Raw genomic sequence first — 25801 nt, forward strand, 5'->3', positions numbered from 1 at the left:
TGCCTGAAATTCTTTCTCATGGACGCAAATTCTCCACCTAATAGATTAGGCCGCTCAATGCAGCGGAGAATTTGGTAATGATCGTTTTAACCAGAGAAGTGGGCGAATCGCTACGGCGCGACAAGTACGCCAATGTGCAGGGTGCTGACTTCAATCTCTACGGTCATTTCGCCGACTTCGTCAGACTGACCAAAAGTTGGGAAAACATGGAGCCTGACAGTTACTACGGTCAGGCCGAAGCCGGCATGCGTTACCGTCGTTACAGCGACTTTGAATACAACCCCAAGACTCGCGAGCTCAAGCAGCTTGAGCATCGCGCGTACGTGCAGTCCAAGGAGAACAACGCCTACGTGGGCGGTGTGGTGCGGCACTTCCAGGACTTCTCGGACGAAGTCATCGACTCGCCTGTGATGCGCAGCCTGATCGACACCGATTTCGAAGTGTACAAAAGCGTGTTGCCGGAAGAGCTGCATGATGAAATCTGGCAATGCCAGATCCATCAGATCCGCATCGAGATCAAACCCGGCAAACAACTTGAAATCACGCCGGAAGGCATTCACTGCGACGGTTATCCGTTCAGCGGTGTGCACTTCTGGGGTCGCAACAATGTCGAGGGTGCCGAAAGCCGCCTGTACGACATTCACGAGCAGCAACTGGCGTCGACCACCTACCAGGAAATTCTCGACACCACTTACTTCCTCGACCGCGACATGCGCCACTACGTGACACCGGCGCGCAACACCCACTCCCATGCCATGGCGTATCGGCAGATCCTGGCGATTTCCTTCTCGCGGCCCGGGACCGCTTTCGACATTGTTCGCTAATCAGATCACCCAAATTGACGGCGTCGAATGCTCGACGCCGGTGGTGCTGCGGCGCGCGACGGCCAAGGACGCGCAGCGCATGGAGCGCTTCTTCCGCCAGTTCGACGAAGTGTCGTTCTGTGAATGGCAGGACGCCAAATGCCTGCGCGGCGTGCTGATCCAGAAAACCACCACGGCGTATCTGGCCTTCGACGTCGAAGGCGAGATTGTCGGGGCGGTGCTGGGTGGCATGCTCGGCAGCCGCGGCACCATCAACCATCTGGCGGTCAGCCTGCGCTATCGCAGCCAGGGCGTCGGCCAGCGACTGGTGGAAGCGGCGTCGGCCGACATGAAACGGGTCGGTGTGCTGCGGATGTTCCTGTTCGTCGATGATGCTAACCTCGCGGGCAAGCGTTTCTGGACTGCCCAGGGTTTCTGCGAACCTCACGGCGAACGGACATTTGAGAGGGATCTATGAATGAAACATCCGGCAGTGCGCCGCTGATGGTCGACCGTCAGCCGTCGCGCACGTTTGCCGAAGCCAGCCCGGTGGTGGCCGGTTATTTCACCGTGTCATTCGTGTTCGGGCTGATGGCGGTCAACGCCGGACTGCCGCTGTGGCTGCCGGTGGCAATGTGTCTGTTCGTGTATGCCGGGGCCTCGCAGTTCGCGGCGCTGGCGCTGATCAGCAGCGGTGCGTCGCTGACCACCATCGTGCTGACCACGTTTCTGATCAACGCGCGGCACATGCTGATGTCGGTCTACATGGCGAAGGCCCTGCGGGCGCTGGGCCTGAGCCGCATGGAGCGCTGGTGCTATGCCGGCGGCCTGACCGATGAATCGTTCGCCTTCCACAGCGTCAAGCTCGGCACCGGTGCCCCGGTGAACATCCGTTATCTGATCGGCTTCAACCTGTTCTGCCACACCTCCTGGGTGATCGGCGGATTGCTCGGGGCCCTGTGCGCGCAGTACGCCTCGCACCTGATCAAATATCAGCTCGACTATGCGCTGACCGCGATGATGCTCTACGTGCTGGTCTCGCTGTGCAACACGCGCAACAAACTCATCGCCGCCCTGGCCGCTGTGGTCTGCATGGGTGCTCTGAGCCTGGTCGGCAGCTCGCCGTTCAACGTTTTCATCGCCACGTTTGTGGGCTGCGGAGTGGGTGTATGCCTGACCAAACGTTCCTGATTCTGGTGGTCGCGCTGATGATGGCCGTGACCTTTCTGCCTCGGGCGCTACCGTTGCAGGTCAACACCGAGCACTGGCCGCCCTTCGTCGCCCGGGCGCTGGAATACCTGCCGGTGGCGATCGTCGCTGCGATCAGCCTGACACCCTTGTTGATCAAGGATCAGCACATACAGCTCGATCGCCCGGAATTCTATGCAGCGATTCCGACGCTGTTATGTGCGTATTTCAGCAAAAACCTCTTTCTCAGTGTGGCGGTTGGGACGGCTGCGTACATTGCGCTCGGCTCGTTCATGTAGCGGTAGATCGACCACGTCGTTCAACGCCTGGCCGGACAGATCCGGGTTGTTCACCGCCAGGCGCACTTCGAGGAAATCCTCGAACCCGGGGAAAATCGTCAGGCCGTTCTTCTGCGCGGCCTCGCGAGAGACCATGCCGACGGCGTCCATCTGCGTGATGAGCGACAGTGTCAGCGTTTCGCTGCAGGAATAAATCGTCCGCTGACTGTTCTCGTGATTGCCCAGCCCGGCGTCGAGAAAACGCAAAAAACTGTGGGAATACGGGCAATCTTCTGCAGGACGTACCTGAAACTTGTTGCCGAGCAATGTCAGCGGATCGTTCTCCTGACCGCAGTGCGCGCCGACCACCTGCACCTGTACTTCCGGCAGGACAATGCTCGGCAGACCCGGACGCTGCGGGCCGATCAGTACCGCGAGGTCGAAGTCTTCATTCTTCAGCTTGCTGAGATTTTCCATCGACTCGGCGTAGCTGAATTCCATCTGATAGTCGGGGAACACATCGATCAGGCGTCCGATCAATCGCCGGTTGAAATCCGGGTCCAGCGTGGTGTTCAACGCCACCTTCAACGTGCGCTGTCCCGGTACCTTCAATGCTTCGACTTTCTCTTCCATCTGCCGCGTGGCAATCAGCACTCGGTCCATATAAGGCGTCAGCTCAGTGCCTTGCGGCGTCAGCGTCAGCCCTTTGTTGGATCGTCTAAACAAGCGGAAACCGAACTGTTCTTCGACCTTGTTCAACTGCGCGGCCAGGGCCTGCACAGTCAGGCACGAATGCTCGGCTGCGGCCGACAACGAGCCGGTCTGCACGATGCGCATGAGGTTGCGTAAGGTTCTGCTATCCATGGGTAATGCCCTCTGAAGTGGGCTGGGTATTGTTGTGTACGTGACGGCCTGAACGGCTCCATTTGCCGGCTATATTCCTGTACCTGAGCATAGTTGTCGCGCAATTAGTAGCGAATTGATGTCCCTGCCGATGGCTGGAGGCTGACACAGGATCGGGGTTTTTGGTGACGCGGGGGTGATTGGGGTCAAAAAAAGTGCGCGGTTTGGGTGCGTTTGGGGGGATTCATCAAGAGAAACGACTGACAGGGTTCACACGTTATGCCTGCACGGTGAGCAGATACATCTCAGGGAAATCGGCGATTGGGCTGATAGCGGACCTTTGTCAAAGCGGATGAAATGGCAGTGAGTTACGACGGTGAGGCCCCGTATATCAACTTCACATTGACCCAAAACGAATCCCCTGACCACAATGCAGAGGTAGCGCCGATGTAGCTACAAAATCACAATGAGGTAATTGAAATGGGTGCACTACTGAAAACCACCGATGTGCGTTGCCGCATTGATGAGGATTTGAAGGCGCGTGCCACTGAGGTTTTGAACGCTTGCGGGCTCAGTATTAGTGATGCCATGCGTCTGTTTCTCCGTCAGGTCGTTGCGACCCAAGGCTTGCCCTTTGAGGTGCGCGTCCCTTCAGAGAAGACCGCCCGCGCGATGATGGAAGCACGAGATATTCGCCAGCGTTTCGACTCGATAGACGAGATGCTGAGGGCTGCCGATGGCGAAACCGGAGAAAAGACAAAAACGCGCTGAACGGCCTAAGCAGGCTTCACAAACGTCCGAGTTCAAGAAGTCCTGGGCTCGTTACGAGCGTGCCGGGCGTCGAGATATGAATGAAGTTCGTAAGGTGATGGTCATGTTGTTTTTGGGCGAACAGTTGCCTGCGGAGTATGTGGATCATGCTCTGAACGGTGATTGGTCTGGATTTCGCGAGTGTCACATCGGCGGTGACTTTTTGATGATTTACGAAAACACACGCCCAGATTTGATCACCTTCGTCGACTTGGGTACTCACTCTGAACTGTTTAAATAGTGCGCACAAAAAAGCCGACATCACTGTCGGCTTTTTTGTTGAAGTCGCTCGATATTGTGCGCCCTCAAGCAGGGGAGAAGAGGTCTCACCCGAACGCTGATTTTCAGGTCATCAACGGGGTTCCTAACGCCGGCTATCGCCACCTGATGGCAGCCGGTTTCGCGCTCTTGGGGGGATTCTCTGTCACTGAACTTCGGCTTGTCAATTCATTACACCACCTCACAAATGAAGTACCCCACCCCTACTTTTTCCCCTCCCGGCTCACGCCTAAATTGAGCTCCAACACCTGACCATCATCCCGAGGGCAGGTCACTGGAGTCGTCGTCATGCCATTTGTCAGCGTACGCATCACCCGCGACGGTGTTACCCGAGAGCAGAAAGCTCAGGTGATCGCCGAAATCACCGAAACCCTGGAACGCGTCCTCAATAAACGCCCGGATCTGACCCACATCGTGATCGAAGAAGTCGACACCGATAACTGGGGCTACGCCGGCATCACCACCACCGAATACCGCCGGCAACTGGCGGATCGGAATCAGTCCTGACCGCGCCCGTTGTCTTGTCGATCACCATCATCTGTTGAGGAATTCATCATGAGCTACTCGAAAAAAACCGTCGTTATCACTGGCGCCTCCCAAGGTCTGGGCGAAGGTATGGTCAAAGCCTTCCGTGAACTGGGTTACAACATCGTCGCCACCTCGCGCTCGATCAAACCGTCGAACGATCCGCAGATCCTGACCATCGCCGGCGACATCGGCGACTCGGCCACCGCACAGCGCGTCATCAGCGAAGGCGTGGCACGCTTCGGCCGCATCGACACCCTGGTCAACAACGCCGGCATCTTCGTCGCCAAACCGTTCACCGCCTACACCCCGGAAGACTACGCGGCGGTGCTGTCGGTCAACCTCAACGGCTTCTTCTACATCACCCAACTGGCCATCGCCGAGATGGAAAAACAGGGCAAGGGCCACGTGGTCAACATCACCACCAGCCTGACCGACCACGCGGTAGACGGCGTGCCCTCGGTCCTAGCTTCCCTGACCAAGGGTGGCCTCAACGCCGCCACCAAATCCCTGGCCATCGAATACGCCAAGCGCGGAATCCGGGTGAACGCGGTGTCGCCGGGCATCATCAAGACGCCGATGCATGGCGAAGAAACCCACGCGGCACTGGGGGCGCTGCACCCGGTTGGGCACATGGGCGAAGTTGACGATATTGCGCAGGCGGTGGTGTATCTCGATAACGCGAAGTTTGTGACTGGCGAGATTCTGCATGTGGATGGTGGGCAGAGCGCTGGGCACTGATTGAAGCGGTAAACGAAGCCCTCGCGGAGATGCGAGGGCTTTGTATATGCGAGTAAGCTTTTGGAAGTGCTTGCGTATTCGAGATGCAAACCACTTCAAATAGACATTTTACATTTTGAAAGAGAATCTTTCGGGAGTTCTGAGGAGGCGAACTATCGTTAAGGGTGGTAGCAATTGGCTACTTATTTTTTTGGGGATTTAAATGGAGCGATACAGGAATTTAGGTGGCGATTCGAATGTGGTCGCCTATGAGCTGGGACAGGGTTCAATTACTGTTCAGTTCGCAACCGGTACTCACAGGACGTATGTATATGATTCGAATCGGCCAGGTGCTTTGGTCGTGGCGGAGATGCAGCGATTGGCTGTAGCGGGGCAAGGGCTAAATAGTTACATCGGCCGAGTTGTGAGAGGTAGCTACGCGAGCAAGCATTAAATACCGTTTCCAGAAACAACAAAGCCCCTGCATTTCTGCAGGGGCTTCGTCTTGTATGGTGCCGGCACCAGGAATCGAACCCGGGACCTACTGATTACAAGTCAGTTGCTCTACCATCTGAGCTATACCGGCGTGTGGGCGACGATTATAGCGACTCGGGTGCTTCTGTAAACCCCTGAATTCAGACTATTTTTGCGCCCTCTGTGAATCACGCCCGGCGCAGGACGTTGCGCAGTTTTTGCACAGCGCGCCAGGCGCGGCTGTTTTGTATGGCGCGCAGTTCGGCTTCGGCTTGTTCGGCGCGTTGCAGGGCGGTTTCCAGTGCCGGGTTTACCGGGTGGGCGAGGTTGTGGCCTTTGCACAACTGGAAGTTGTCGAGGTTGCACGGTGGCGGGTCGAACGCGGGTTTGAGGCTGATGTGTTCGTTGGCGAGGAAGAAACTGTTGAGGCCGTCGAACAGGACGTTGGTGTAGCCGGCGTCGATCACCAGGTGTTCCCAGGTGTGGTCGCGCTCCCATGGGGTTTCGATGAGGATGATCCATGGGCGGAAGCGGCTGAAGTCCATACCGCGCAGTACGGTTTCTTCGTGACCTTCGACGTCGATTTTCAGAAAGTGGATCGGCTGTTCACCGGCGTATTCTTCGCAGATCGAGGTCAATGTGCGTGCGTTGACGGTGAGGTTTTGCACGTCCATGCCAAGGTTTTTACGTTCTTGCGCAACCACCGGGTCGGCGGTGGACAGGCCGGTGCCGGGAATGCCGTAGAAGGTCATTTCGCCCGGTTGGTCGCTGGCCACGCATTGCAGCGTGGTGTCGCGGGGGCGGTGGTGGCGGAGCGCGTCGTAATAGTTCTGCATCGGTTCGACATTGATGCCCTGCCAGCCGTGATCGTAAAAGGCTTTGGTGACCGAGTCATGGATCGGGTCATTGGCGCCGACGTCGATATAAAAACCGTTTCCGAAATGCTGCAAGGCGCGCCAAAGGCGAACGTCCTCGAAATTCTGTGCGTAAGAAATGAACGTCACGGTGGCTTCCTGTCGGGCAGTTTTTTCTTGTTCGGGCCTGCGCTACCTGCACGGCGTAGGTCTGTATAGCAAGGGTGGTTGGCCGGTGCAATTGTCCGCTCCCCCCGTCCGCAATTCGGCGGTTATGTCCTTTTGCTTGGGGGCTTATGCACAACGGGCTTTGAAGAGGGCGGGCTTAGAGTGGATTTTGTGGACGGGTTCTCATTTGAAGCGCAAATCCCTGTTTTACCGGTTTTTTATTTGTGTGAACAAAAAATGACCAAGGCTGTTAATGGCTTGAAACAGGCGTGGATATTGGATCCACGAGAATTCCATCAACAGAGTTATCCACAGGCTGTGAGGATTTAAGCGCGTTCCGCCAGTAGCAGGAAATTGCGCGGTGTGAGCGGCGCTTCGCAGAAGGTGCCGAGGCGTACGACGTATCCCTGCTCGGTGAGGAAAAGTGCCCGATCAAGGTTCAGCCAAAGCTCCAGCGGGCGTCGGAACAGTCCGCGCAGCAATTCCAGGTTGCGAACTTCGGCCAATCGCTGCCAGCCGGCGGCTTCCAGTGCAGGCCAATCCTGCTCGCCGATTGTGGATAACTCTTTCAGCGTCGCCAGGTCGCGGCAGTAATCGGCGAACGATTTTTCCAGCCATGCGCTCGGCAGGGAAGGTGTCGGCAGGTATTCGTCGACGCTGCGTACTTGCCGTTGCAACAGATCGAAAGCCAGTCGGCGGGCCATGGAAGTGTCGCGTTGACGCCGGACGCGGGCGCCGGCGGTGACGGTTTCGCTCATCGGCAGCGACAGATCTTCCAGTGAGAGCTGTAGGGCAGAGCGTGAGCCGGCGCAGGATAACGCCTGATATTCCGTGCGACTGATCCGGTTATAGCAACACGGTGCGATGGCCAATTGTCGGCAACCGGCCGCCGAAGCCAGTTGCATCAGCCGCACATGCAGGTCACCGCAAGCGTGCAGGGCGACAGGTGTGTGTTCCGTGTTCAGCAATAAAGCCGCGTCCGCCGCGAGCACATCCTGTTCGACATGCAGCGCATGCAGGTGATGACGCTCGCTCAACGCCTGACCGCTCGCAACCAGCGCCGGGTCATATTCCAGACAGGTGAGTTGCTGGCCAGCACCGAGCAGGCGCCGACCCAAATGGCCTTTGCCCGAGCACCAATCCAGCCAGTGCTTCGGTTGAGAGGCAAACGACAAGCGGCTGGCGAAGGCCTCGATCTGCTGCCATTTGCGCCCCGGTACATCGACATTCAGGCGATGGCCGGCAGCCTCCAGTGACTGTGCGGGCAGATCACCCAACCTACTCAGCTCAAGCGACGACGCCGCCAATGAAGCAAACGGCTCCGGCGCACTCAAGAGTTCGGCAGGGTTGTTGTGGGCGCTTTCCGCATATTCCAGTGAGCGTCCACGTAGCCACGAGGCCAGCTCCGGGAAGGACGCTTCCCAGGGGAGTTGCAGATGAGTAAACGGGCGAGGCTTCCACAGCGCCTGATGTGCTGTGAGAAATGTATCCAGTGCGGTGAAACGGGCGAGTAAGGCCTCGCCCGTCAGCACGTCAGAAGAATCAGCGTCCCTGGCACGCATCGACGCGCAGCCAGCGTTCCAGCAGTTTGAAACCACGAACCAGCACGTAGGCCATCACCAGGTAGAACAAACCGGCAGCGAAGAAGATTTCCACCGGCAGGTAAGTGCGGGCAATGATCGTGCGGGCCATGCCGGTCAGTTCCAGCAGCGTCACAGTGCTGGCCAGGGCGCTGGCCTTGAGCATCAGGATCACTTCGTTGCTGTAGGCCGGCAGGCCGATGCGCGCGGCGCGCGGCAAGATGATGTAGAACAGCGCTTTCGGCCGGGACATGCCCAGCGCCCGCGCCGCTTCGATTTCACCCGGCGGAATCGCCTGGATCGCACCGCGCAGGATCTCGGCGATGTAGGCGGCGGTGTGCAGGGTCATGGTCGCGGTCGCGCACCAGAACGGATCGCGCAGGTACGGCCACAGCGCGCTGCTGCGTACCGCGTCGAACTGCGCCAGGCCGTAATAGACCAGGAACAGTTGAACCAGCAACGGTGTGCCACGGAAAAAGAAGATGTAGGCGTAGGGCAGCGAGCGCACGTACCACAGCTTCGAAGAGCGGGCGATGCCCAGCGGGATTGCCAGCAGCAGACCGGCGATGACGGCGATGGCCACAAGTTCCAGAGTCAGGGTCGCGCCCTGCGCCAGTTTCGGCAGCCACTTGATGATGACTTCCCAGTTCATTGAGCGCTCCTCGCGAAGCCGCGGGCGGCGCGTTTTTCCAGGAAGTGCATGCCGGTCATCGCCAGCACCGTCAGGCACAGGTACATGAGGGCAGCGACCATATAAAAGGTGAACGGCTGTTTGGACACGGTCACGCCGATCTGTGCGTGACGCATGATTTCTTCCAGGCCGATGACCGACACCAGCGCGGTGTCCTTCATCAGGATCATGAACAGGTTACCCAGACCGGGCAGGGCGATGCGCCACATCTGCGGCATGATCAGCTTGGTGAAGATGCGCCATTTCGACAGGCCCAGGGCCACGCCGGCCTCACGGTGGCCCTTGGGAATGGCGAGGATCGCGCCGCGGAACACTTCCGTGGCGTAGGCGCCGAAGCACAGGCCCAGCGCGATGACGCCGGCGGCGAAGGCGCTGAGTTCCAGTTCGGGATTGCCGAAGAACTCTCCGAGCGCGCGCATGGCGTTGACCGTACCGAAGTAGATCAGCAGCACCCAGAGCAATTCCGGGACGCCGCGCACCAGGGTCGAATAAGTGCCGCCAAGCCATTGCAGCGGCTTGTACGGGGAAGTCTTGGCCAGGGCGCCGAGCAGACCGAGCACCAGCCCGAGGCACAGGGCCGTAAGTGCCAGTTTGACGGTCATCAGCGCGCCGGCGGCGAGCGCCGGGCCGAATCCGTAGAGGTCGATAATCATGGATTTCTTTTCAAATCGCGGCAGGCAAGGCCGGGAGCCTGCACCGTCGGATCACGGCGCAGGTCCCGCACGTCAGGATCAGTAGATGCTGAACGGGAAGTACTTGTCGTTGATCTTCTTGTAGGTACCGTCGGCGACGATTTCCTTCAATGCGGCGTTCAGCTTCTCACGCAGCGGGTCACCTTTGCGCACAGCGATGCCGATCTTGTCGCTTTCCACGACCGGGTCGCCCTTGAACTCGTAGTTCTTGCCGGCGTCGGTTTTCAGCCAGTCATAGTTGGCGTACTTGTCGGCGAGGATCGCATCGACACGACCGGAAGTCAGGTCGAGGTAGGCGTTTTCCTGGGTGTCATAGAGTTTGACCTGGATATCGCTACCGTAAGTGTCTTCAAGCCAGGTGCCGGCCAGGGTCGCGCGCTGCGTGCCGATGATCTTGCCTTTGAGCGCGTCCTTGTCGGTTTTGAAGTCGACGTTTTTCGGCGCGATGAACTGCAGCTTGTTCGAGTAGTACGGGTCGGTGAAGTCCACCGCCCCCTTGCGCTCGTCGGTGATCGACAGCGAGGAAATCAGGAAGTCGAACTTCTTGGCGTTCAGGGCCGGGATGATGCCGTCCCAGTCGGAAGTCACGACGCTGCACTCGACTTTCATCTTGGCGCACAGGGCGTCGCCGATGTCTTTGTCGAAGCCAACAACCTGGCCACTGGCGTCTTTATTGTTGAACGGCGGGTAAGCGGCTTCGATGCCCATCTTCAGGGTCTCGGCCATGGCGCCGGCGCTGAACGCCAGGGAGACGGCGGCGGCCAGGAAGACCTTTTTGTAGTTCTGCATGCGGGTAGCTCCGTTAGCGGTTGCTGGACATGAATTGTTTGCAGCGCGCCGAAAGCGGGTTTTCGAACACCTGCTGTGGCGATCCTTGCTCTTCGACCAGGCCCTGGTGGAGGAACACCACTTCACTGGACACCTGACGGGCGAACCCCATTTCGTGGGTCACGAGCAGCATGGTGCGGCCTTCTTCGGCCAATGCGCGGATGACATTAAGTACTTCCTGGACCATTTCCGGGTCAAGGGCGGAGGTGGGCTCGTCAAACAGGATCACCTTGGGCTGCATTGCCAGCGTGCGGGCAATCGCCGCGCGCTGTTGCTGGCCGCCGGACAGTTGCGCCGGGTAGGCGTGGCGCTTGTCGGCGATGCCGACCTTGGCCAGCAGGGCTTCGGCGACTTCGATGGCTTCGGCCTTGCTCTGGCCGAGCACGCGGCGCGGGGCTTCGATGATGTTGTCGAGCACGCTCATGTGCGGCCACAGATTAAAGTTTTGAAACACAAAACCAATCTCGGAGCGCAGGCGATTGATCTGCTTGCCATCGGCGGCAACCAGTTCGCCATTCTTGGCGGCCTTGAGCTTGAGTTCTTCGCCGGCAACCAGGATCTGGCCCTGGTGCGGGTTTTCCAACAGGTTGATGCAACGCAGGAACGTGGACTTGCCGGAACCGGAGGAACCGAGGATCGAGATCACATCGCCGTCGCGGGCGGTCAGCGAGATGCCTTTGAGCACCTCAAGCTGTCCGTAGCGTTTGTGCAGGTTGCGGATTTCAAGCGCGGGCGTGGCCTCAGCCATGTGCGTTCCTCATATATGTTGCGCTCCAGCTGTTGGTGGCCTTCCTGGCGAGGCGGCCAAGCTAGCATAGCGTTTCAATGGCAGCCAACAGCGCTACGAGCGGTAAACGGATGGCGTGTGGCAGGTTGTCGCATCAGCGCAGCAGACTGTCGCCCCGTCAACAACCGAACGGGCGTTTGAACGTTGATTCCCGTGGGTGTCGCGTAAAAAAAGGCGCGATGTTGCCACCTTTGGCGGGGTGTTGGAAGCGCTATCCGGCCGAACGTTCCTCATTCGCCCTTTTATTGTGCATCCCGCACTTTTTCAGTGTGTTTCTGGTGCGCTCGTTCGTTTGAAAAGTGAGTCGCAGGGTAACGCTTTGGCGAAAGGCCAGTATTCTCAAGGACTTGCGATGACTGTCCGGTCGCGCTAAAAACCGCGGGCCAGAAGAGTTTGAAACATTTTGGCGCAATTATTGCGTGCAGAATCTGGAACGCCCCGTTGGATTCTTTTTACGAGAAGGAACGCCAGACGGGCCGGACGCAATCGCTTTCCTCGCAAAGGTAGTTTCAATGAGCAGTACCCCAAGCTCCAATGGCCTCGAACAGGGGCTCAAACCGCGTCATGTGACCATGCTGTCGATCGCCGGTGTGATCGGTGCAGGTCTGTTCGTCGGCTCCGGCCACGCCATCGCTGCCGCCGGCCCGGCCGTGCTGCTGGCCTACGCCGCTGCCGGCATGCTGGTTGTGCTGGTCATGCGCATGCTCGGCGAAATGGCCGTTGCCTCGCCGGATACCGGCTCCTTCTCGACTTATGCCGATCGCGCCATCGGCCATTGGGCCGGTTTCACCATCGGCTGGCTGTACTGGTGGTTCTGGGTACTGGTGATTCCGCTGGAGGCCAACGCCGCCGCGACCATCCTGCACGCCTGGTTCCCGAGCGTGGAGATCTGGGCCTTCGCGCTGATCATCACCATGCTGCTGACCGTGACCAACCTGTTCAGCGTGAAAAACTACGGTGAGTTCGAATTCTGGTTCGCCCTGCTCAAAGTTGTGGCGATCATCGGTTTCATCATTCTGGGTGTGGCGGCGATTTTCGGTTTCCTGCCGAACAGCCAGGTCAGCGGTGTTTCGCACATTTTCGACACCCAGGGCTTCCTGCCAAACGGCCTGGGCGCTGTCTTGGGCGCGATCCTGACCACCATGTTCTCCTTCATGGGTACCGAAATCGTGACCATCGCGGCCGCGGAATCGAAGAACCCGGGCAAGCAGATCTCCAAGGCCACCAACTCGGTGATCTGGCGGATCGGTCTGTTCTACCTCGTATCGATCTTCATCGTCGTGGCCCTGGTGCCATGGAACGATCCAGCGCTGGCCAGCCTTGGTTCGTACCAGACTGTGTTGGAGCGCATGGGTATCCCTAACGCCAAGATGATCGTCGACATCGTGGTTCTTGTAGCTGTGACCAGTTGCCTGAACTCGGCGCTGTACACCTCTTCGCGCATGCTGTTCTCCCTCGGCAAGCGTGGCGATGCACCGGCCATGGCGACCCGCACCAACAAGAGCGGCACCCCTTACTGGGCGGTGATGCTGTCCACTGGCGCGGCGTTCCTGTGCACCTTCGCCAACTATGTGGCCCCGGCTGCGGTGTTCGAGTTCCTGCTGGCCAGCTCCGGCGCCATCGCGCTGCTGGTGTACCTGGTGATCGCGATTTCGCAACTGCGCATGCGCAAACAGCGTATGGCTCGCGGCGAGAAAATCGTCTTCAGCATGTGGCTGTTCCCGGGCCTGACCTACGCGGTGATCGTGTTCATCGTGGCCGCCCTGACCATCATGCTGTTCCAGGAAGCCCACCGCGTGGAAATCCTCGCGACCGGCCTGCTGAGTCTGGTGGTTGTCGCGACCGGCATGCTCGTGGCGCGTCGTCGCAAGGCAGAAAACCGTGGTGCGGTGGTGTTGAACTGATCCGTATCGCGTAATGCAAAACGGCCGCTGTCAGCGATGACAAGCGGCCGTTTTTGTTTGCGGGCGAGGTTTATTCGCTCTTTTCTTCCTGCGCTTCGAGCGACTGGCCGTAGGTGTCCAGTGCCTTCCCGAAGTCGGTGATGAACTGCGGCTCGCTCAGCCAGGCCTGGGCCGTCTCGCGATCCATGCCATCGGCCCACATGCGGTAGTCGATCAGCATGTCGGCGGCCAGGTGAGTGGCAGCCATGCCTTCGTCGTCGGCGTTTTCCATGTCCAGCAGTTCAGGATGGTCGACGATAATGAACGCCAGTTCCCGCAGCAGGGTCAGCAGCATGTCGTTGCGGCTGACGGCTTCGGCGTCGCGCATTTTGCTGAACATCGCCAGGGTGTATTCCGGGATCGGCTCGGCCAGGTGACCGTGGTCATCGTCCAGGGCCAGAGGTTTGCGGCCGACCATGCGGATTTGCTTGGCTTTGGCCTTGGCGCGTTTGGCGCGTTTCTGCTGTTTGTTCAGGGATGCCATGGGAACTCAGTCTTTCTGTTGGGTTTGTGCGGCGATCGCGTCGGACGCGGCCACATAGTCTTTCTGGAAGTCAGGCGACTCGATCCAGGCCAGGGCGCCGGCTTCGTCGGTCTCGGTGGACCACTGGCGGTACTCGATCAGGGCGGCGAGGATGAAATCCATCGCGCCTTCTTCACCTTCCTGCTCGTACACCAGCTCCAGCAGCGGGTCCTCGAGGAACGCGGTGCACATGGCCTGCTGACTGATCTTCTCGGCGTCGATCATTTTCTTGAACAGTTCGGTCAGGTCCACCGACTCGAAATCGATGCGGTCGTCGTTCGGGTCCAGCTCGACCGGTGCCTCGGCACGCTTGGTGCGGTTCTGCTTGGCCTTGGTCTTGGCCCGGGCGGCGCGTTTTTGCTGCTTGTTGGCGGAAGCCATGGTGTGTGTTCCGTGATGCGTTGGAGGGGACTCAGCTGCGTGGCATTTGCCGCCCCGGTGTATCGGGGACCAGGGCGCCGATTTGCAGCCAGGTCAGCGCGATGGGCCATAGTGTGGCTTGGTATGCGCTGCGAAAAAAGGCGAAATGTCCGACTTCCTGTTCGCCGATGTCCTGCGGTTCGATTCGCAGGTGGGTCTTTTGCGCGTTGTGGAAGTAATCGAGCAGGCGTTCGGTTGCCGGAATGGTTCCGTAAGGATCGTCGCTGATGCTGATCGCCAGAATGTCTGCGTGGACGTTGCTGAAGGGTAGGCGACCCGTTTTTGCCAGCAGCGCGCGACCGCTCGGACGCCGTTCATACCGCGCGCTTGGCGTACTCCAGTCGCGCACAACACCAGCGGGCGTGTCCTCCAGCCAGCCGAGACGCTTGCCGGGGAAGTATCCGCAGAACAGCGTCAGCAGTGGCATCAACAAATGCCATTTGCCGAACATGCGCCAGCGATGTTCCGGGGCGTAATCACGCCAGTAGGCGAACTGAGCGCCGACGGTTACCAATCGTCGGATTGCTGATCCGGAAGCGCCAAGCCCCGCCGCACAACCGCCGAAGCTGTGCCCGACCACGTCGATCGGCTGGCCGGGAAACTCCCGCTGAGCACGATTGAGCATCGCCTCGAAATCCAGCGCGCCCCAGTCCGTCCATGAAGCCTGCAGGTGCTTCATCGACTTCGGCCGCGACTCACCAATACCCCGGTAGTCGAAGATGATCACATCGAAATTGTGGGCGAACAGGTAAGCGGCAAAACGCGAATAGTGACGGCAACGCACGGATGTGGCGGCGTTAATGATGACCACCGGACGCTGTGGGTCAGGAGAGGCGTGGCGCCAGGTGAACCCGCCAAGAACATAGCCGTCGGCGGCGGGCTCGCGGAAGGGTTCGTCCTGAACGTCGCTTGTGAGGGCGACGCTGTCCCGAGCATTTTCCAGTGCGTGCGTCTCTTGAAAACCCATGGCTCTCGACCTTCGCGAAGTAGCTGCCAACGATAGTCTCGGCAGCTCTCGTGAACAATCCGTCAGTGTTTATTCACTCGACTGATTGCGCAGGCGCTCTTCGAGTTGAAGCTGTTCACGGTTCAATTCCGCTCGCAGTTCGTCCTCGCTTGGCAGCACCAGTTTGTAGCTGCTGGCGAACAGTTGTTCATTGCCCTTGAGCATCGAGTAGTGCGCAACCGACTCGTTCTGTTGCGCACAGAGAATGATCCCGACTGTGGGCCCGTCACCCTTGCTTCGTTTGAGGTCGTCGTACATGCAGATGTACATGTCCATCTGCCCGACGTCCCGAGCACTGAGTTTGCCGCGCTTGAGGTCAATGATGACGAAACATTTGAGCAGATAGTTGTAGAACACCAGGTCGATGTAAAAATCATCGTCGCCGGCGCTGATGCGTTGCTGACGGCCGACAAAGGCGAAGCCCTTGCCCAGTTCGAGGAGAAAACCCTGGAGCTGATCGATCAAGGCTTGTTCCAGTTCCGACTCCTGAAGCTTGCCCGGTGAGGGCAGGCCGAGAAACTCCAGAAGCACGGGATCGCGGATGAACTCCCGGGGATTGCTTTTCATCGCGGCGATGTTGGTCGCTGCCTCTGCGTAGACGTCGGTTCTGTCTCGGCTCATCAACAGTCGTTCGTAGTAGAGCGTGTTGATCTGCCGATCCAGAGCGCGGCTTGACCAGTTTTGCGAGGCGGATTCGTTCATGTACCACTGCCGGGCTGATTCGCTTTCGACCTGCAATATCCTGCGGTAATGGGTCCAGCTCAATTCGAGACGCAGTGCGTCTCGAATTGGAAAGAGCTGATAAAACTGCCGCATTTTTCGAAGGTTGGTTACGTCAAAGCCTTTTCCAAAGTCTGTAGTCAGCCCTTTCGCCAATGTGGCCAGCAAAAACTTTCCATAACCGGCCCGCCTGGCCCCCTGTTGTTCAAACTCGACAATATGCCGTCCGATCTGCCAGCAGGTCTGGACCTGAATCGTATCGACCGTTCGTAATACTTTCTTTCGCGCTTCACGTATCAAGTCACCGAGGTTGCCCAGCAACGAATCGAGTTTCGGATCTTGCGCTTCAGCAGGTTCAAGTTGGCTCATCAGGTCTTCCGGCTCAGGAGAAACAGAAGCGAGAGCATGCCAATGACCCGTATCTTGGCGATGCCGGCCATGTCTGGTTCAACTGAAGGAAGGGTGAACGGGTTTTGCGGGAACTGACCGAGTACGGCAATGATTGGGGAATACAACGCGTAGTCCTTTTCGCACCCAAGACAACTCCCAATCAATCTAAAACCAGCCCCGCATCGCAAAATCTAAACAGGAGTAACGATTGGGTTCTGCGAGAACCCGGGAGTACTCATCATGAAACGCGTCACTTCACTCATGTTGCCCGTCGCCGCTGTGGCGATTCTGATGTTCCCGCTCATGGCACAGGCCACGAGTGCCGAGCCTATTGAAAGCGCCGGCGTGCAAGTCCAGCAGCAACAGCAGAACGGGATCAATTACCTGTCCGGCGGGATTGGCCTGGACGAGTCGCGGGCCATTCAACAGTCCGCTGGTTACAACCTGCATATGACGTTCGCGGTCGGTGCGCAAAATCTGTACACCTCGGACGTTGACCTGGTGGTGCAGAAAGCGACAGGACAGCCTGTTCTGAACCTGAGCCAGATCGGGCCTCTGGTTTATGCACAGTTGCCTCCTGGCAAATACACCGTGGTTGCCACGCGCAATGGCGAGGTGCGCCGGGACGTTGCCAGTGTCGGCAGCGGCGCAGCCAGCAATCTGGTGTTCCATTGGGACTGGCATCAATAGCATCGGTAAGGACGGGATTTGCCCTGAATCCCGTCCTTCGCGATCACTTTCGCACTTTCAGGTAGATCCGTAATCCGACCAGCGCAACGCTCACCAGCATCAGGGGGATGAGGCTTTGCCATACGACTTCGAACCAGTACCTGCGCGGTTGCAGATCACGAAGGAAAGTTGTGCGCGGGCCGCGGTTCGTCGTCGTAATCGAGCCACTGATCAGGCTGTCGATGATCAGGTAGATCGACGCGCCAATGGCGAACGTGATCAACACCCCGACAAGCAGGGTCAGCCAGAATGAAGTCCGGCTCTGCCGATAAGGTGGCGGATGGGGCAGGGGGACGCGGGTTCGTTTCTGGTTCATCGACGTGATGACCCTCTTCCGTAAGGGGCGGCCAAAGTATCGCGGATCCGCGATGACCGAAACCCGTCAGCGTTGAAAACTCATCGTTCAATGATTGATACTGTTTCTCATTAACGCCCGTGAAAGGATCACATTGGCTCAGTCAAACGAACCCGGACTCGCCCCTCGATGCCGCCAGCTCCCCGCCTGCTGCTGAGTTTTCAGGAACACTACGACGACTTGCTGAATTACCTGACCCGACGCATGAGCGACCGGCAGCGGGCGGCCGACGTGGCGCAGGAAACCTATCTGAAGCTGCTGAACATCGATGAGTCGGTGGCGGTGCTCAACGACCGTGGTTTCATCTTCCGGGTGGCGGGTAATCTGGCAATCGATACCTTGCGTCGCGAGCAGCGTTTGAGCGGCAGTCTCGGCGACGATCTGGAATATTCCCAGGTCGTCGATCCTGCACCCGCACCGGAGGCGGCGTTTCTGGCCAAGGAGCGCCTGGGGATCCTCGACGACGCCCTGCAGCAGTTGTCGCCCAATGCGCGGCAGGCATTGCTGCTCAATCGCCTCGAAGGCTTGACCCAGGCGCAAATCGCCGTTGAACTGGGCGTCTCCGAAAGCATGGTGGCCAAGTACATCGGCCAGGCCCTGCGTCACTGTCGCGACTGGTTGAAGACCAACCATGCGTGACCTTTCCCTCTCCAGCCACGATGCCGCCATGACCGACCCTTCGCAAAGCCTTGAAGACACTGCACTCGACTGGGTGGTGCTGCTCAACTCGGGCAAGGCCACTGCGGCCGATCGGCTCGCCTATCAGCAGTGGTGTGGCGAAAGTCCGGTTCATCAAACCCTGGCCGATGAGGCGCAGATGCTGTGGTCGATGATCGGCCAGACTTCGACCGCCAGACAGCACCCAAAAACGCACCCGGCTGCACGCCGGCGCAGGCACTGGTGGCCAGCGCTGGCCGCCTCGGTGGTGCTGGCGATTGCCGGAGTGACGGGCTGGCAACAATGGCCGGCGCTCAGTTCCGACTATCACACCAGCGTCGGCCAGCAGCAGCGCGTGACGCTGCCCGATGGCAGCCAGGTCATCCTCAACAGCGACAGCGCGTTTTCGCTGGCCTATTCCAATGATGAGCGCACCGTGATCCTGCGCGAAGGCGAAGCACTGTTCGAACCAGCATCCGATCCCCGGCCGTTTGTCGTGCGCATAGGCGATGAGCGTGTGCAGGCCAGTGGCGGAGCCTTCAGCGTACGCCGCGACGGTGACGCCGTGACACTGGTGGTCAGCACCGGTCAGGTTCAGCTCAGCGGCCAGCACCAGCCGATGCTGGTGCAAGCCAATCAGCGACTGGAGCATCAACCCGGCCAGCCGCTGCTCGCCGGGCAAAAAGTCGACGCTGCAAGCCTGACGGCCTGGCAGCGCGGCAAGCTGATCTTCAACGGTCGTCCTCTGGGCGAAGTGATCGGCGAGCTGGAGCGTTATCAGCACGGCAGGATCCTGATCTCCGACCGCGAACTGGCGGCGCTGCCGGTCAGCGGTGTGTTCGAACTCAACGACCCGCAAGGCTCGCTGCGAACGCTGGAGCAACGCTATCCGCTGAAGGTCACCTACCTGCCCTGGTTGGCGGTGCTGCACTGATCTGAAACTTTTTTCATAAAGCGACTGCAAGTTCCTTCCTGCCGAATCGTCGTAGTGGGACTGAGAAGAAACTCATTCTCATTGACGCATTCATTTTGGCTGGGAAGGAAGACGTGAAAGGTATGTTCAAGCAGTCGGCACAGACGCGCAGCAACCACGGCAGAAACATCGTGCACCGGACCCTGTTGGCTCAGGCGATCATCGCCGGCCTGTTCGGCTCCACGCTGGTGCAGGCACAGCCCCGGAGCAACGCCGCTCAGGAAACCGGTGCGCAGCAGCGCCAGGTGACGCTCTCGTTGCCTTCCCAGTCCCTCGATCAATCCCTGACCGCGTTTGCCGATCAGGCCGGCTTGCGCCTGCTCTACACCACCGCCGACGTCGAAGGCGTGCAGGCCGATGCACTGAACGGTTCGATGAGCGTCGCCCAGGCGTTGCAGACTCTGCTGGCCGGCAGCGGCATGAGCTGGGAATTCAGCGACGCCCGGACGGTGATCCTGCGCCGTGCAAAGGCGCCGGCGGATGCCATGACCCTCAAGCCGATTGAAGTCAGCGTGGCTTCGCGCACCAGCACCGCCATCAGTGAGATTCCCGGCACGGTGTGGGTCGTCGACCAGACCCAGTTGCGCGAACAACTGCAGACCGGTGTCAGTCTCAAGGAAGCCATCGGCAAACTGGTGCCGGGCCTCGACCTGGCGCCGGAAGGGCGTACCAACTACGGCCAGAACATGCGCGGGCGCAACGTGCTGGTGATGATCGACGGCGTCAGCCAGAACAGCTCTCGCGGGTTGTCGCGTCAGTTCGACAGCATCTCGCCGTTCAACGTCGAGCGCGTCGAAGTGCTGTCCGGCGCCAGTGCGATCTATGGCGGCGGCGCCACCGGCGGCATCATCAACATTGTCACCAAGAAGGCCACCCCGGGCCCGGCGCAATTCGAAACCCAGATCGGTGCCAGCAGCGGCTTCAACAACAGCGACGATCTCTCCACGCGCATCGCGCAATCGGTCAGCGGCGGCAACGACAATATCAGCGGTCGCCTCGGAATTGCCGGCGAGCAGAACAAGGCGTTCTACGACGGTGCCGGCGACCAGATCTTCATCGACAACACCCAGACCGACCTGCAATACAACCGCACCATCGACGTCATGGGCAGCCTGGCGATGCGCTTCAACGACGAGCAAACCCTCGATCTGCTGGCGCAGTATTACGACTCGGGCAACAACGGCGACACCGGCATCTACTTTCCCAACCTGAAATACCAGAAGCCGTCGAACCTGGAAGATGCCGAATTGCGCAGCGGTTACTCGACCGATCTCGATCCGCGCACCAAGCGCGTGTTGCTCAATGCCAACTACCACCACAGCGATGTGCTGGGGCAGGACTTCTACCTGCAAGCGTCGTATCGCAAGGAAGACAACAACTTCTACCCGTTCCCTTACTACAACACCGGCAAACCGGTGGGTTCCAAAGGCGTGTACTTCGCCGCTTCGCAGCAGAACTTCGAGGTCAGCAGCCTCAAGGCGCTGTTCGCCAAGGAGTGGCAATCCTTCAAGTTCACCTACGGCGTGGACCTGGATCGCGAGCGTTTCAATGCCGAGCAGAGCACCTTCGATCAGCGCGTCTCGTCGGAAAGCGGCGGGCTGGATCTGGATACGTTGAGCAAGGCACCGCGCTATCCGAGCTACCGCGTCGACGGTCTCTCCGGTTACGGCCAGCTCGATTGGTACGCCACGGACAACCTGACCGTCTCCGGCGGCATGCGCCGTCAGCAGATGGACGTGGATGTCGGCAACTTCAAAGGCATCGCCGGCGGCAGCAACGATTACGCGGTCAACCTGTACAACCTCGGCACCATCTACGATTTCAAGAACGGTCATCAGCTGTGGGTCAACTACGGCGAAGGTTTCGATCTGCCGGACCCCGCCAAGTTCTACGGCAAGCCGGGCCTGAGCGTCGCTGACAACCCGTTGGCGGGCATCAAGAGCCGTCAGGTGGAAACCGGCTGGCGCTACTCCGACAGCGACTGGGACGCTCAGGCGGCGCTGTATTACATCTGGTCGGACAAAGTCATCACCACCGACAGCGCCACCCTGACCATCGACGTGATCGACCAGAAGAGCCGCGACTACGGCTTCGAAGGCGCGCTGACCCGGCACTTCCAGAGTGGCTGGGAAGCGGGCAGCACTCTGCACCTGGTGCGTTCGGAAGAGGAGGGCGCCAACGGCGGCTGGATCAAGCGCGACGCCCGCTACGCTTCGCTGTCGAAATCCACCGCTTTCATCGGCTGGAAAGGCGACCGTACCAGCGCCCGCCTGCAAGGCAATCACGCCTTCACCCTCAAGGACGACGCCGACCACAAGATCAACGGCTACACCACCTTCGACCTGCTCGGCAGCCGCGACACCGAATTCGGTACCTTCAGCGGCGGCATCCAGAACCTGCTGGACAAGCAATACAGCACGGTCTGGGGTCAGCGGGCGACGCTGTTCTACTCGCCGACCTACGGCCCGGCGTACCTGTATGACTATCAGGGCCGTGGGCGGACGTATACGTTGAGCTGGTCGATGGCTTATTGATCGGCTGAAAAGACAAAACCCGCGATCTCTGGAAAGGGATCGCGGGTTTTTTTCGGGCTGCGAGATGGGCTGGATTTAGTTGCCATCAAATCGCAGGCATAAAAAAACCCTGAATCTTGCGATTCAGGGTTTTCGGTATTTGGTGCCCAGAGACGGAATCGAACCGCCGACACGGGGATTTTCAATCCCCTGCTCTACCGACTGAGCTATCTGGGCAACGGGGCGCATTAAAAGGGTTTTTCGGATTTACGTCAACGACTTTTTTAAAATTTCTTAAATTAATTCCGTCGCTTACGATCAGACCCCCGATTTCCGCTGATTATTCCGCTGGCGGAACGTAGCCTTCGGCCTGGGCGTATTCCTCGCCGGAGAAGTACTTGTCCATTTCGCCCTGCAGATATTTGCGGTCTTCGGCGTTCATCATGTTCAGGCGTTTTTCGTTGATCAGCAGGGTCTGGTGTTTCTGCCAGTCGGCCCAGGCCTTGGCCGAGACGTGTTCGAAGATGTCCTGGCCCTTGGCGCCCGGGTACGGTGGGCGCTCCAGACCTTCGAGTTGTTCTTTGTACTTGCGGCACATTACGGTGCGGGTCATGTCGACTCTCCTGCATTCAAGACGGCGGCCGCGCGTTCGAGCAAGGTCTTGACCGGGGCGGCGAGGCCCAGGCGCGGCGGGGTGGCGAGGTTATACCAGAGCCAGTCGGCCTCGGCCACGTGACCGCCGGCTTCCTGTACCTGGACCAGCCAGGGTTCGATGGACAACTGGAAATGGCTGAAGGTATGGACGAGGCTTGGCAGCGCCTGCTGCTCGCCCAGTTCCAGCGAGTGCTGCGCGGCGAGGTGTTGCAGGTCGTCGAGGTCGTCGAGTTCCGGCAGGCTCCATAAACCGCCCCACAATCCGCTGGACGGGCGGCGATAAAGCAGAATCGCGCCGTCTTCGTTGGCCAGCAGCGGCATCAGCGTGCGTTTCTGCGGAATGGCTTTACGCGGCTTGGGGATCGGGTAACGGGTCTCCAGTCCAAGCATGTGCGCTTCGCAGCCCTTTTCCAGCGGACACAGCAGGCAACTCGGCTTGCTACGGGTGCACAGCGTGGCGCCCAGATCCATCATCGCCTGGGTGTAGGCGTTGACCCGATCCTGCGGCGTGAAGCGCTCTGCGTTGGCCCACAGTTGCTTGGCGACCTTCGGCTCGCCGGGGTAGCCCTCCTGCGCGGTAAAGCGCGCCAGCACCCGTTTGACGTTACCGTCGAGGATCGGCGCCCGCAGGCCCATGCTGATGCTGGCAATCGCGCCGGCGGTGGACAGGCCGATGCCCGGCAAGTCCGTGAGCTTCTCGACATCCCGGGGAAACTCGCCGCCGTACTGGCTGACGACGATCTTCGCGGTTTTCTGCAGATTGCGCGCGCGGGTGTAGTAACCCAGGCCCGTCCACAGGTGCAGCACTTCGTCCTCCGGTGCTTCGGCCAAAGCCTCGACCGTTGGCAACGCAGCCATGAAACGGTCGAAGTAATTGAGCACGGTGCTGACCTGAGTCTGCTGCAACATGATCTCGGACACCCACACCCGATACGGGTTGATGTTCTGTTGCCAGGGCAAATCATGGCGGCCGTGGCGGTCGAACCATTCCAGCACCGCCGTGGAAAACTGCTCCGCTCTCATCGCTTGAACAGCCCCTTCAATGCGTTTTTCAGTTCCGGGCTGACTTTGTCGCCCAGTTTCTCGTCGATTTTTTCGCTGAGCTTGTCGCCGGCCATTTTGGTCGCGACCTGACCCAGACGCTCGTTATCCACGCGGCAGGCCTTGGCGCCCAGCTCCAGCGGGCCACGGCAGCGCAGCGGCCATTCGATGCCGACGAATTTCTCGCCGACCTGGCAGGCCGGGTCCGGCATGGCGCTGGTGTCGCCTTCCACGATGATGCCGACGCGATAGTCCATGCCCAGCACTTTCAGGTCGATATCGCCGTCACCGTTGACGGTCATGCCCGGGATGCGCACCTTCAGGTCCGGGTTGTTGGCCACGCCGTTGCGGAAGGTCAGGTTGCCCTTGAGTTCCTGGAACGGCGTGTCCTTGCCCCGCGGTTCGCCGCTCAGGGATTTGCGGTTGAGGGTGGCGATGCCTTTGCACAGTTGCTGTTCAAGGTTGGCGTTGAGCAACACGCCGTTGTTGATCACGAAACTGGCGTTGCCGTTGAGTGTGTCGATCAGCGCCTGCTGGCTGTTGCCGCTACCGGTGACGGTGCTGGTGAGATTTACCAGGCCTTTGACCGGCGGATTCTTGCCCTGGCTTTCGAGGATTTTTTCCACCGGCACGCGGTTGATCCGGGTTTGCAGGTTCAGCAGCGGTGCATTCGGGCGTACGTCGAGTGTGCCCTTGGCTTCGAAGTCGCCGTTGTACAACTCGCCGCGCAGGTTCTCCAGGGTCAGCAGGCCGCCCTGGCCGGTGGCTTTCAGCGCGGCGTTCTGGATCGGCAATTTGTCGAGGGTCAACTGGCCGAAGGTCAGGTCGGCGTTCACATCCAGTTTGCTCAGGCGCTCCACCGGGAGCAGGCGTTCGGTGCTCCAGGCGCTTTTGCTCGGCTTGTCCGGCAGCGGGGTGCTGCCGGCGCCGGCCATGGCATCGGCTTCGGTGCTGGCGACTTCGGTCTGGCGTGCCTGGGTGGCGCTGGCGGCTTTTTCCGATTTCGGTGGCAGGTAGCGGTCGACGTTGAAGGTGTCGGCCTTGAGGATCGCCCGCAGCGATTGCTTGGCGAAGTCTTCGACGGCGATGCGGCCGCTGAAGCTGCTGTCGTCGAGTTTCAGGTTGATGTTGTCCAGCGCCAGGCTGGTCGGTGTGGCAGCGACACGGCTGACCAGCTCGACCTTGCTCAGGCTGCCTTCGGCCATGGCCGGCAGGGTCTGGCCGATGCTGTCGACGAACTTGGCCAGGTCGAACTGGGCGATGGAGATCGCGCCGGTGATTTGCGGGGTCTTGTCCAGATCGTTGGCCTTCAGCTCACCCAGGGCGCGCAACTGGTTGGCGGAGATCTTGATCCCGGTCCATTCGGCGACGTTCGCGGCCTTGTCGAGCAACATCTGCCCTTGGGCGGAGAACGTCATGGCCTTGCCTTGCAGCGGGTCGCCGGTCAGTTCGCCGGACAGCTTCAGGTCTTCGAACTTGTAGCGTTGCAGGGCGCGCTCGATGCGCAGCTCGCCGTTGAGTTCGGTGCGTACCCGCAGCACGGGCTGATTGGTGCTGAGGAACGCCGTGGCTTTGAGCGGAATGTTGGTCGAATCGTGCACCGCACCGGTGCTCAGCTGGATGCTTTCGGCGCTGAACTGCTTGCCGGTCTGCTCGTCGTTGTATTCAACCCGGGCGTTGTTGACGGTCAGGCTGTCGATGTCGAGGCGGATCGGCTGCGGTGGCTTTTCCGGCTGGGCAGGTGTTTCGGCGACCGGTTCGCCGGCGGCCGCTGGCGGGGTGCTGCCCGGCGCAGGGGCGGCGGTCGGCAGCTTGCCGATGTCTTCCCAGTTACCGTGGCCGTTCTTGTCGCGGTTCAGGCGCAGGTTCAGGCCTTCGACACGCACATCGCTCATCTGCACTTCGCGGCGCAGCAGCGGCAGCACGCGCACCGACAGACCGAGCATCTGCAGATCGGCATACGGCTCGTCAGGCTTGATCAGGGTGGCGACGCTGGCCTCGTGCAATTCCAGGCCGAGCCACGGGAACAGGCTCCAGCCGATATCGCCATTGAGCGTCAGCTCGATGTGGGCCTTGTCGCGGGCTATCTGGCGGATCTCGTTTTTGTAGTCGTTGGGATCGAAGAAGTGGGTCAGGGCGAAGCCCGCCGCCACAATGATCAGCAACAGCCCGAGAAGTACCAGACCCAGGATTTTGCCGAACGCTTTCATGGGCGAGTCCTTGTAGTTAGTCGAATTCGTAATTTAGCCGGGGAGTATAGCGCTGCCTGACCCCGTGCTGGTGCGGTGTCCTGAGGAGCCTCTTGAACCGCGGCGTGCAGCGCTTCGACAACGGTCGGCGGGAGGGTTCCCCGGTGA

27 protein-coding genes, 2 tRNA genes and 1 pseudogene are annotated in these 25801 nt (G+C 59.6%); 13 read left to right on the plus strand and 17 right to left on the minus strand.

Features of this window, described 5'->3' with window-relative positions; genetic code table 11:
* The first annotated feature begins 77 nt into the window (after positions 1–77).
* The 4 genes from CAG02_RS15815 (at position 78) to CAG02_RS15830 (ending at position 2290) form a co-directional block, all read left to right on the plus strand.
* Positions 78–824, plus strand: coding sequence for a 2OG-Fe dioxygenase family protein (locus CAG02_RS15815; protein ID WP_085712739.1), 747 nt, complete (start codon positions 78–80; stop codon positions 822–824).
* Positions 825–903: 79 nt separating this feature from the next.
* On the plus strand, positions 904–1281 hold the full coding sequence (locus tag CAG02_RS15820; RefSeq protein ID WP_007952618.1) for a GNAT family N-acetyltransferase: 378 nt from the start codon (positions 904–906) through the stop codon (positions 1279–1281).
* The gene (locus CAG02_RS15825; protein WP_085608636.1) at positions 1278–1994 is read left to right on the plus strand and encodes an AzlC family ABC transporter permease; all 717 of its coding nucleotides are present in this window, start codon (positions 1278–1280) and stop codon (positions 1992–1994) included. The genes CAG02_RS15820 and CAG02_RS15825 overlap by 4 nt, the downstream gene beginning before the upstream one ends.
* Positions 1973–2290: an AzlD domain-containing protein gene (locus tag CAG02_RS15830; protein WP_007952614.1), complete on the plus strand. Its 318-nt coding sequence runs from the start codon at positions 1973–1975 to the stop codon at positions 2288–2290. The genes CAG02_RS15825 and CAG02_RS15830 overlap by 22 nt, the downstream gene beginning before the upstream one ends.
* Here CAG02_RS15830 and CAG02_RS15835 read toward each other — a convergent pair.
* Positions 2207–3133, minus strand: a complete 927-nt coding sequence (locus CAG02_RS15835; RefSeq protein ID WP_085712740.1) for a LysR family transcriptional regulator — start codon at positions 3131–3133, stop codon at positions 2207–2209. The two genes, CAG02_RS15830 and CAG02_RS15835, sit on opposite strands and share 84 nt — an antisense overlap.
* Positions 3134–3592: 459 nt before the next feature.
* Between CAG02_RS15835 and CAG02_RS15840 the strand changes: the two genes are divergently transcribed.
* The 4 genes from CAG02_RS15840 to CAG02_RS15855 all read left to right on the plus strand — a co-directional run bounded on the left by CAG02_RS15840 (position 3593) and on the right by CAG02_RS15855 (position 5467).
* The gene (locus CAG02_RS15840) at positions 3593–3883 is read left to right on the plus strand and encodes a type II toxin-antitoxin system RelB/DinJ family antitoxin (protein WP_085712741.1); all 291 of its coding nucleotides are present in this window, start codon (positions 3593–3595) and stop codon (positions 3881–3883) included.
* Positions 3849–4163 carry a type II toxin-antitoxin system YafQ family toxin gene (locus CAG02_RS15845; protein WP_085712742.1) on the plus strand — a complete coding sequence of 105 codons (315 nt, stop codon included), beginning with the start codon at positions 3849–3851 and terminating at the stop codon, positions 4161–4163. Before CAG02_RS15840 ends, CAG02_RS15845 begins: the two co-directional genes overlap by 35 nt.
* Positions 4164–4489: 326 nt before the next feature.
* Complete coding sequence (locus CAG02_RS15850; RefSeq protein ID WP_085712743.1) at positions 4490–4708, plus strand: 4-oxalocrotonate tautomerase family protein; 219 nt, start codon at positions 4490–4492, stop codon at positions 4706–4708.
* A gap of 48 nt (positions 4709–4756) precedes the next feature.
* Positions 4757–5467 carry an SDR family NAD(P)-dependent oxidoreductase gene (locus CAG02_RS15855; RefSeq protein ID WP_085712744.1) on the plus strand — a complete coding sequence of 237 codons (711 nt, stop codon included), beginning with the start codon at positions 4757–4759 and terminating at the stop codon, positions 5465–5467.
* Between the two features lie 489 nt (positions 5468–5956).
* Here the strand turns inward: CAG02_RS15855 and CAG02_RS15865 are convergent.
* From CAG02_RS15865 to CAG02_RS15895, 7 genes are all read right to left on the minus strand, one after another.
* Positions 5957–6032 (minus strand) — tRNA-Thr (locus CAG02_RS15865).
* Between the two features lie 76 nt (positions 6033–6108).
* A complete protein-coding gene (locus CAG02_RS15870) occupies positions 6109–6924 on the minus strand; it encodes an FkbM family methyltransferase (RefSeq protein ID WP_085712746.1) in 816 nt (271 codons plus the stop codon).
* A gap of 344 nt (positions 6925–7268) precedes the next feature.
* Positions 7269–8504: a methyltransferase gene (locus CAG02_RS15875; RefSeq protein WP_085712747.1), complete on the minus strand. Its 1236-nt coding sequence runs from the start codon at positions 8502–8504 to the stop codon at positions 7269–7271.
* Positions 8485–9174, minus strand: coding sequence for an ABC transporter permease (locus CAG02_RS15880; RefSeq protein WP_085712748.1), 690 nt, complete (start codon positions 9172–9174; stop codon positions 8485–8487). The genes CAG02_RS15875 and CAG02_RS15880 overlap by 20 nt, the downstream gene beginning before the upstream one ends.
* Complete coding sequence (locus CAG02_RS15885) at positions 9171–9866, minus strand: ABC transporter permease (protein ID WP_085712749.1); 696 nt, start codon at positions 9864–9866, stop codon at positions 9171–9173. Before CAG02_RS15885 ends, CAG02_RS15880 begins: the two co-directional genes overlap by 4 nt.
* Positions 9867–9944: 78 nt before the next feature.
* Positions 9945–10694: an ABC transporter substrate-binding protein gene (locus CAG02_RS15890; RefSeq protein ID WP_085712750.1), complete on the minus strand. Its 750-nt coding sequence runs from the start codon at positions 10692–10694 to the stop codon at positions 9945–9947.
* Between the two features lie 13 nt (positions 10695–10707).
* Positions 10708–11481: an ABC transporter ATP-binding protein gene (locus tag CAG02_RS15895; protein ID WP_007897462.1), complete on the minus strand. Its 774-nt coding sequence runs from the start codon at positions 11479–11481 to the stop codon at positions 10708–10710.
* Positions 11482–12032: 551 nt separating this feature from the next.
* Here CAG02_RS15895 and gabP point away from each other — a divergent pair.
* Positions 12033–13424, plus strand: a complete 1392-nt coding sequence (gabP, locus tag CAG02_RS15900) for a GABA permease (RefSeq protein WP_085712751.1) — start codon at positions 12033–12035, stop codon at positions 13422–13424.
* Positions 13425–13494: 70 nt separating this feature from the next.
* Here the strand turns inward: gabP and CAG02_RS15905 are convergent, their stop codons facing one another.
* The 4 genes from CAG02_RS15905 to CAG02_RS15920 form a co-directional block, all read right to left on the minus strand.
* Positions 13495–13947 carry a hypothetical protein gene (locus CAG02_RS15905; RefSeq protein ID WP_085712752.1) on the minus strand — a complete coding sequence of 151 codons (453 nt, stop codon included), beginning with the start codon at positions 13945–13947 and terminating at the stop codon, positions 13495–13497.
* 6 nt (positions 13948–13953) lie between these two features.
* Positions 13954–14367 carry a hypothetical protein gene (locus CAG02_RS15910; protein ID WP_085712753.1) on the minus strand — a complete coding sequence of 138 codons (414 nt, stop codon included), beginning with the start codon at positions 14365–14367 and terminating at the stop codon, positions 13954–13956.
* Positions 14368–14398: 31 nt separating this feature from the next.
* Positions 14399–15373 carry an alpha/beta fold hydrolase gene (locus tag CAG02_RS15915; protein ID WP_085712754.1) on the minus strand — a complete coding sequence of 325 codons (975 nt, stop codon included), beginning with the start codon at positions 15371–15373 and terminating at the stop codon, positions 14399–14401.
* Positions 15374–15442: 69 nt separating this feature from the next.
* Positions 15443–16501 carry a YhcG family protein gene (locus tag CAG02_RS15920; protein ID WP_085712755.1) on the minus strand — a complete coding sequence of 353 codons (1059 nt, stop codon included), beginning with the start codon at positions 16499–16501 and terminating at the stop codon, positions 15443–15445.
* A gap of 261 nt (positions 16502–16762) precedes the next feature.
* On the opposite strand from CAG02_RS15920, the gene CAG02_RS15925 reads away from it, so the two are divergent.
* Positions 16763–17212, plus strand: coding sequence for a hypothetical protein (locus tag CAG02_RS15925; protein ID WP_085712756.1), 450 nt, complete (start codon positions 16763–16765; stop codon positions 17210–17212).
* 43 nt (positions 17213–17255) lie between these two features.
* Here CAG02_RS15925 and CAG02_RS15930 read toward each other — a convergent pair whose 3' ends face one another.
* A complete protein-coding gene (locus CAG02_RS15930) occupies positions 17256–17567 on the minus strand; it encodes a hypothetical protein (RefSeq protein WP_085712757.1) in 312 nt (103 codons plus the stop codon).
* Positions 17568–17735: 168 nt separating this feature from the next.
* On the opposite strand from CAG02_RS15930, the pseudogene CAG02_RS15935 reads away from it, so the two are divergent.
* The 3 genes and pseudogenes from CAG02_RS15935 to CAG02_RS15945 form a co-directional block, all read left to right on the plus strand.
* A pseudogene (locus CAG02_RS15935) lies at positions 17736–18237 on the plus strand (RNA polymerase sigma factor); the annotation flags it as partial.
* Positions 18238–19197, plus strand: a complete 960-nt coding sequence (locus CAG02_RS15940) for a FecR family protein (RefSeq protein ID WP_085712759.1) — start codon at positions 18238–18240, stop codon at positions 19195–19197.
* 122 nt (positions 19198–19319) lie between these two features.
* Complete coding sequence (locus tag CAG02_RS15945) at positions 19320–21770, plus strand: TonB-dependent receptor (RefSeq protein WP_085712760.1); 2451 nt, start codon at positions 19320–19322, stop codon at positions 21768–21770.
* Between the two features lie 140 nt (positions 21771–21910).
* On the opposite strand, the gene CAG02_RS15950 is transcribed toward CAG02_RS15945, so the two are convergent.
* The 4 genes from CAG02_RS15950 to CAG02_RS15965 form a co-directional block, all read right to left on the minus strand.
* A tRNA-Phe gene (locus CAG02_RS15950) sits at positions 21911–21986 on the minus strand.
* A 103-nt stretch (positions 21987–22089) separates the two neighbouring features.
* Positions 22090–22362 (minus strand): oxidative damage protection protein, encoded by a 273-nt coding sequence (locus CAG02_RS15955; protein ID WP_085712761.1) that lies wholly within the window; start codon positions 22360–22362, stop codon positions 22090–22092.
* Positions 22359–23426: an A/G-specific adenine glycosylase gene (gene mutY, locus CAG02_RS15960; protein ID WP_007952550.1), complete on the minus strand. Its 1068-nt coding sequence runs from the start codon at positions 23424–23426 to the stop codon at positions 22359–22361. The genes CAG02_RS15955 and mutY overlap by 4 nt, the downstream gene beginning before the upstream one ends.
* Positions 23423–25654, minus strand: coding sequence for an AsmA family protein (locus CAG02_RS15965; protein WP_085712762.1), 2232 nt, complete (start codon positions 25652–25654; stop codon positions 23423–23425). Before CAG02_RS15965 ends, mutY begins: the two co-directional genes overlap by 4 nt.
* Between the last annotated feature and the right edge of the window lie 147 nt (positions 25655–25801).

It is taken from the genome of Pseudomonas sp. R43(2017), from assembly GCF_002112345.1.
Taxonomy (GTDB): domain Bacteria; phylum Pseudomonadota; class Gammaproteobacteria; order Pseudomonadales; family Pseudomonadaceae; genus Aquipseudomonas; species Aquipseudomonas kribbensis.

Coding starts and splice junctions, on each gene's coding strand:
- CAG02_RS15815 (WP_085712739.1), top strand. CDS start 78: ATGATCGTTTTAACCAGAGAAGTGGGCGAATCGCTACGGCGCGACAAG.
- CAG02_RS15820 (WP_007952618.1), top strand. CDS start 904: ATGGAGCGCTTCTTCCGCCAGTTCGACGAAGTGTCGTTCTGTGAATGG.
- CAG02_RS15825 (WP_085608636.1), top strand. CDS start 1,278: ATGAATGAAACATCCGGCAGTGCGCCGCTGATGGTCGACCGTCAGCCG.
- CAG02_RS15830 (WP_007952614.1), top strand. CDS start 1,973: ATGCCTGACCAAACGTTCCTGATTCTGGTGGTCGCGCTGATGATGGCC.
- CAG02_RS15835 (WP_085712740.1), bottom strand. CDS start 3,133: ATGGATAGCAGAACCTTACGCAACCTCATGCGCATCGTGCAGACCGGC.
- CAG02_RS15840 (WP_085712741.1), top strand. CDS start 3,593: ATGGGTGCACTACTGAAAACCACCGATGTGCGTTGCCGCATTGATGAG.
- CAG02_RS15845 (WP_085712742.1), top strand. CDS start 3,849: ATGGCGAAACCGGAGAAAAGACAAAAACGCGCTGAACGGCCTAAGCAG.
- CAG02_RS15850 (WP_085712743.1), top strand. CDS start 4,490: ATGCCATTTGTCAGCGTACGCATCACCCGCGACGGTGTTACCCGAGAG.
- CAG02_RS15855 (WP_085712744.1), top strand. CDS start 4,757: ATGAGCTACTCGAAAAAAACCGTCGTTATCACTGGCGCCTCCCAAGGT.
- CAG02_RS15875 (WP_085712747.1), bottom strand. CDS start 8,504: ATGCGTGCCAGGGACGCTGATTCTTCTGACGTGCTGACGGGCGAGGCC.
- CAG02_RS15880 (WP_085712748.1), bottom strand. CDS start 9,174: ATGAACTGGGAAGTCATCATCAAGTGGCTGCCGAAACTGGCGCAGGGC.
- CAG02_RS15885 (WP_085712749.1), bottom strand. CDS start 9,866: ATGATTATCGACCTCTACGGATTCGGCCCGGCGCTCGCCGCCGGCGCG.
- CAG02_RS15890 (WP_085712750.1), bottom strand. CDS start 10,694: ATGCAGAACTACAAAAAGGTCTTCCTGGCCGCCGCCGTCTCCCTGGCG.
- CAG02_RS15895 (WP_007897462.1), bottom strand. CDS start 11,481: ATGGCTGAGGCCACGCCCGCGCTTGAAATCCGCAACCTGCACAAACGC.
- gabP (WP_085712751.1), top strand. CDS start 12,033: ATGAGCAGTACCCCAAGCTCCAATGGCCTCGAACAGGGGCTCAAACCG.
- CAG02_RS15905 (WP_085712752.1), bottom strand. CDS start 13,947: ATGGCATCCCTGAACAAACAGCAGAAACGCGCCAAACGCGCCAAGGCC.
- CAG02_RS15910 (WP_085712753.1), bottom strand. CDS start 14,367: ATGGCTTCCGCCAACAAGCAGCAAAAACGCGCCGCCCGGGCCAAGACC.
- CAG02_RS15915 (WP_085712754.1), bottom strand. CDS start 15,373: ATGGGTTTTCAAGAGACGCACGCACTGGAAAATGCTCGGGACAGCGTC.
- CAG02_RS15920 (WP_085712755.1), bottom strand. CDS start 16,501: ATGAGCCAACTTGAACCTGCTGAAGCGCAAGATCCGAAACTCGATTCG.
- CAG02_RS15925 (WP_085712756.1), top strand. CDS start 16,763: ATGAAACGCGTCACTTCACTCATGTTGCCCGTCGCCGCTGTGGCGATT.
- CAG02_RS15930 (WP_085712757.1), bottom strand. CDS start 17,567: ATGAACCAGAAACGAACCCGCGTCCCCCTGCCCCATCCGCCACCTTAT.
- CAG02_RS15940 (WP_085712759.1), top strand. CDS start 18,238: ATGCGTGACCTTTCCCTCTCCAGCCACGATGCCGCCATGACCGACCCT.
- CAG02_RS15945 (WP_085712760.1), top strand. CDS start 19,320: ATGTTCAAGCAGTCGGCACAGACGCGCAGCAACCACGGCAGAAACATC.
- CAG02_RS15955 (WP_085712761.1), bottom strand. CDS start 22,362: ATGACCCGCACCGTAATGTGCCGCAAGTACAAAGAACAACTCGAAGGT.
- mutY (WP_007952550.1), bottom strand. CDS start 23,426: ATGAGAGCGGAGCAGTTTTCCACGGCGGTGCTGGAATGGTTCGACCGC.
- CAG02_RS15965 (WP_085712762.1), bottom strand. CDS start 25,654: ATGAAAGCGTTCGGCAAAATCCTGGGTCTGGTACTTCTCGGGCTGTTG.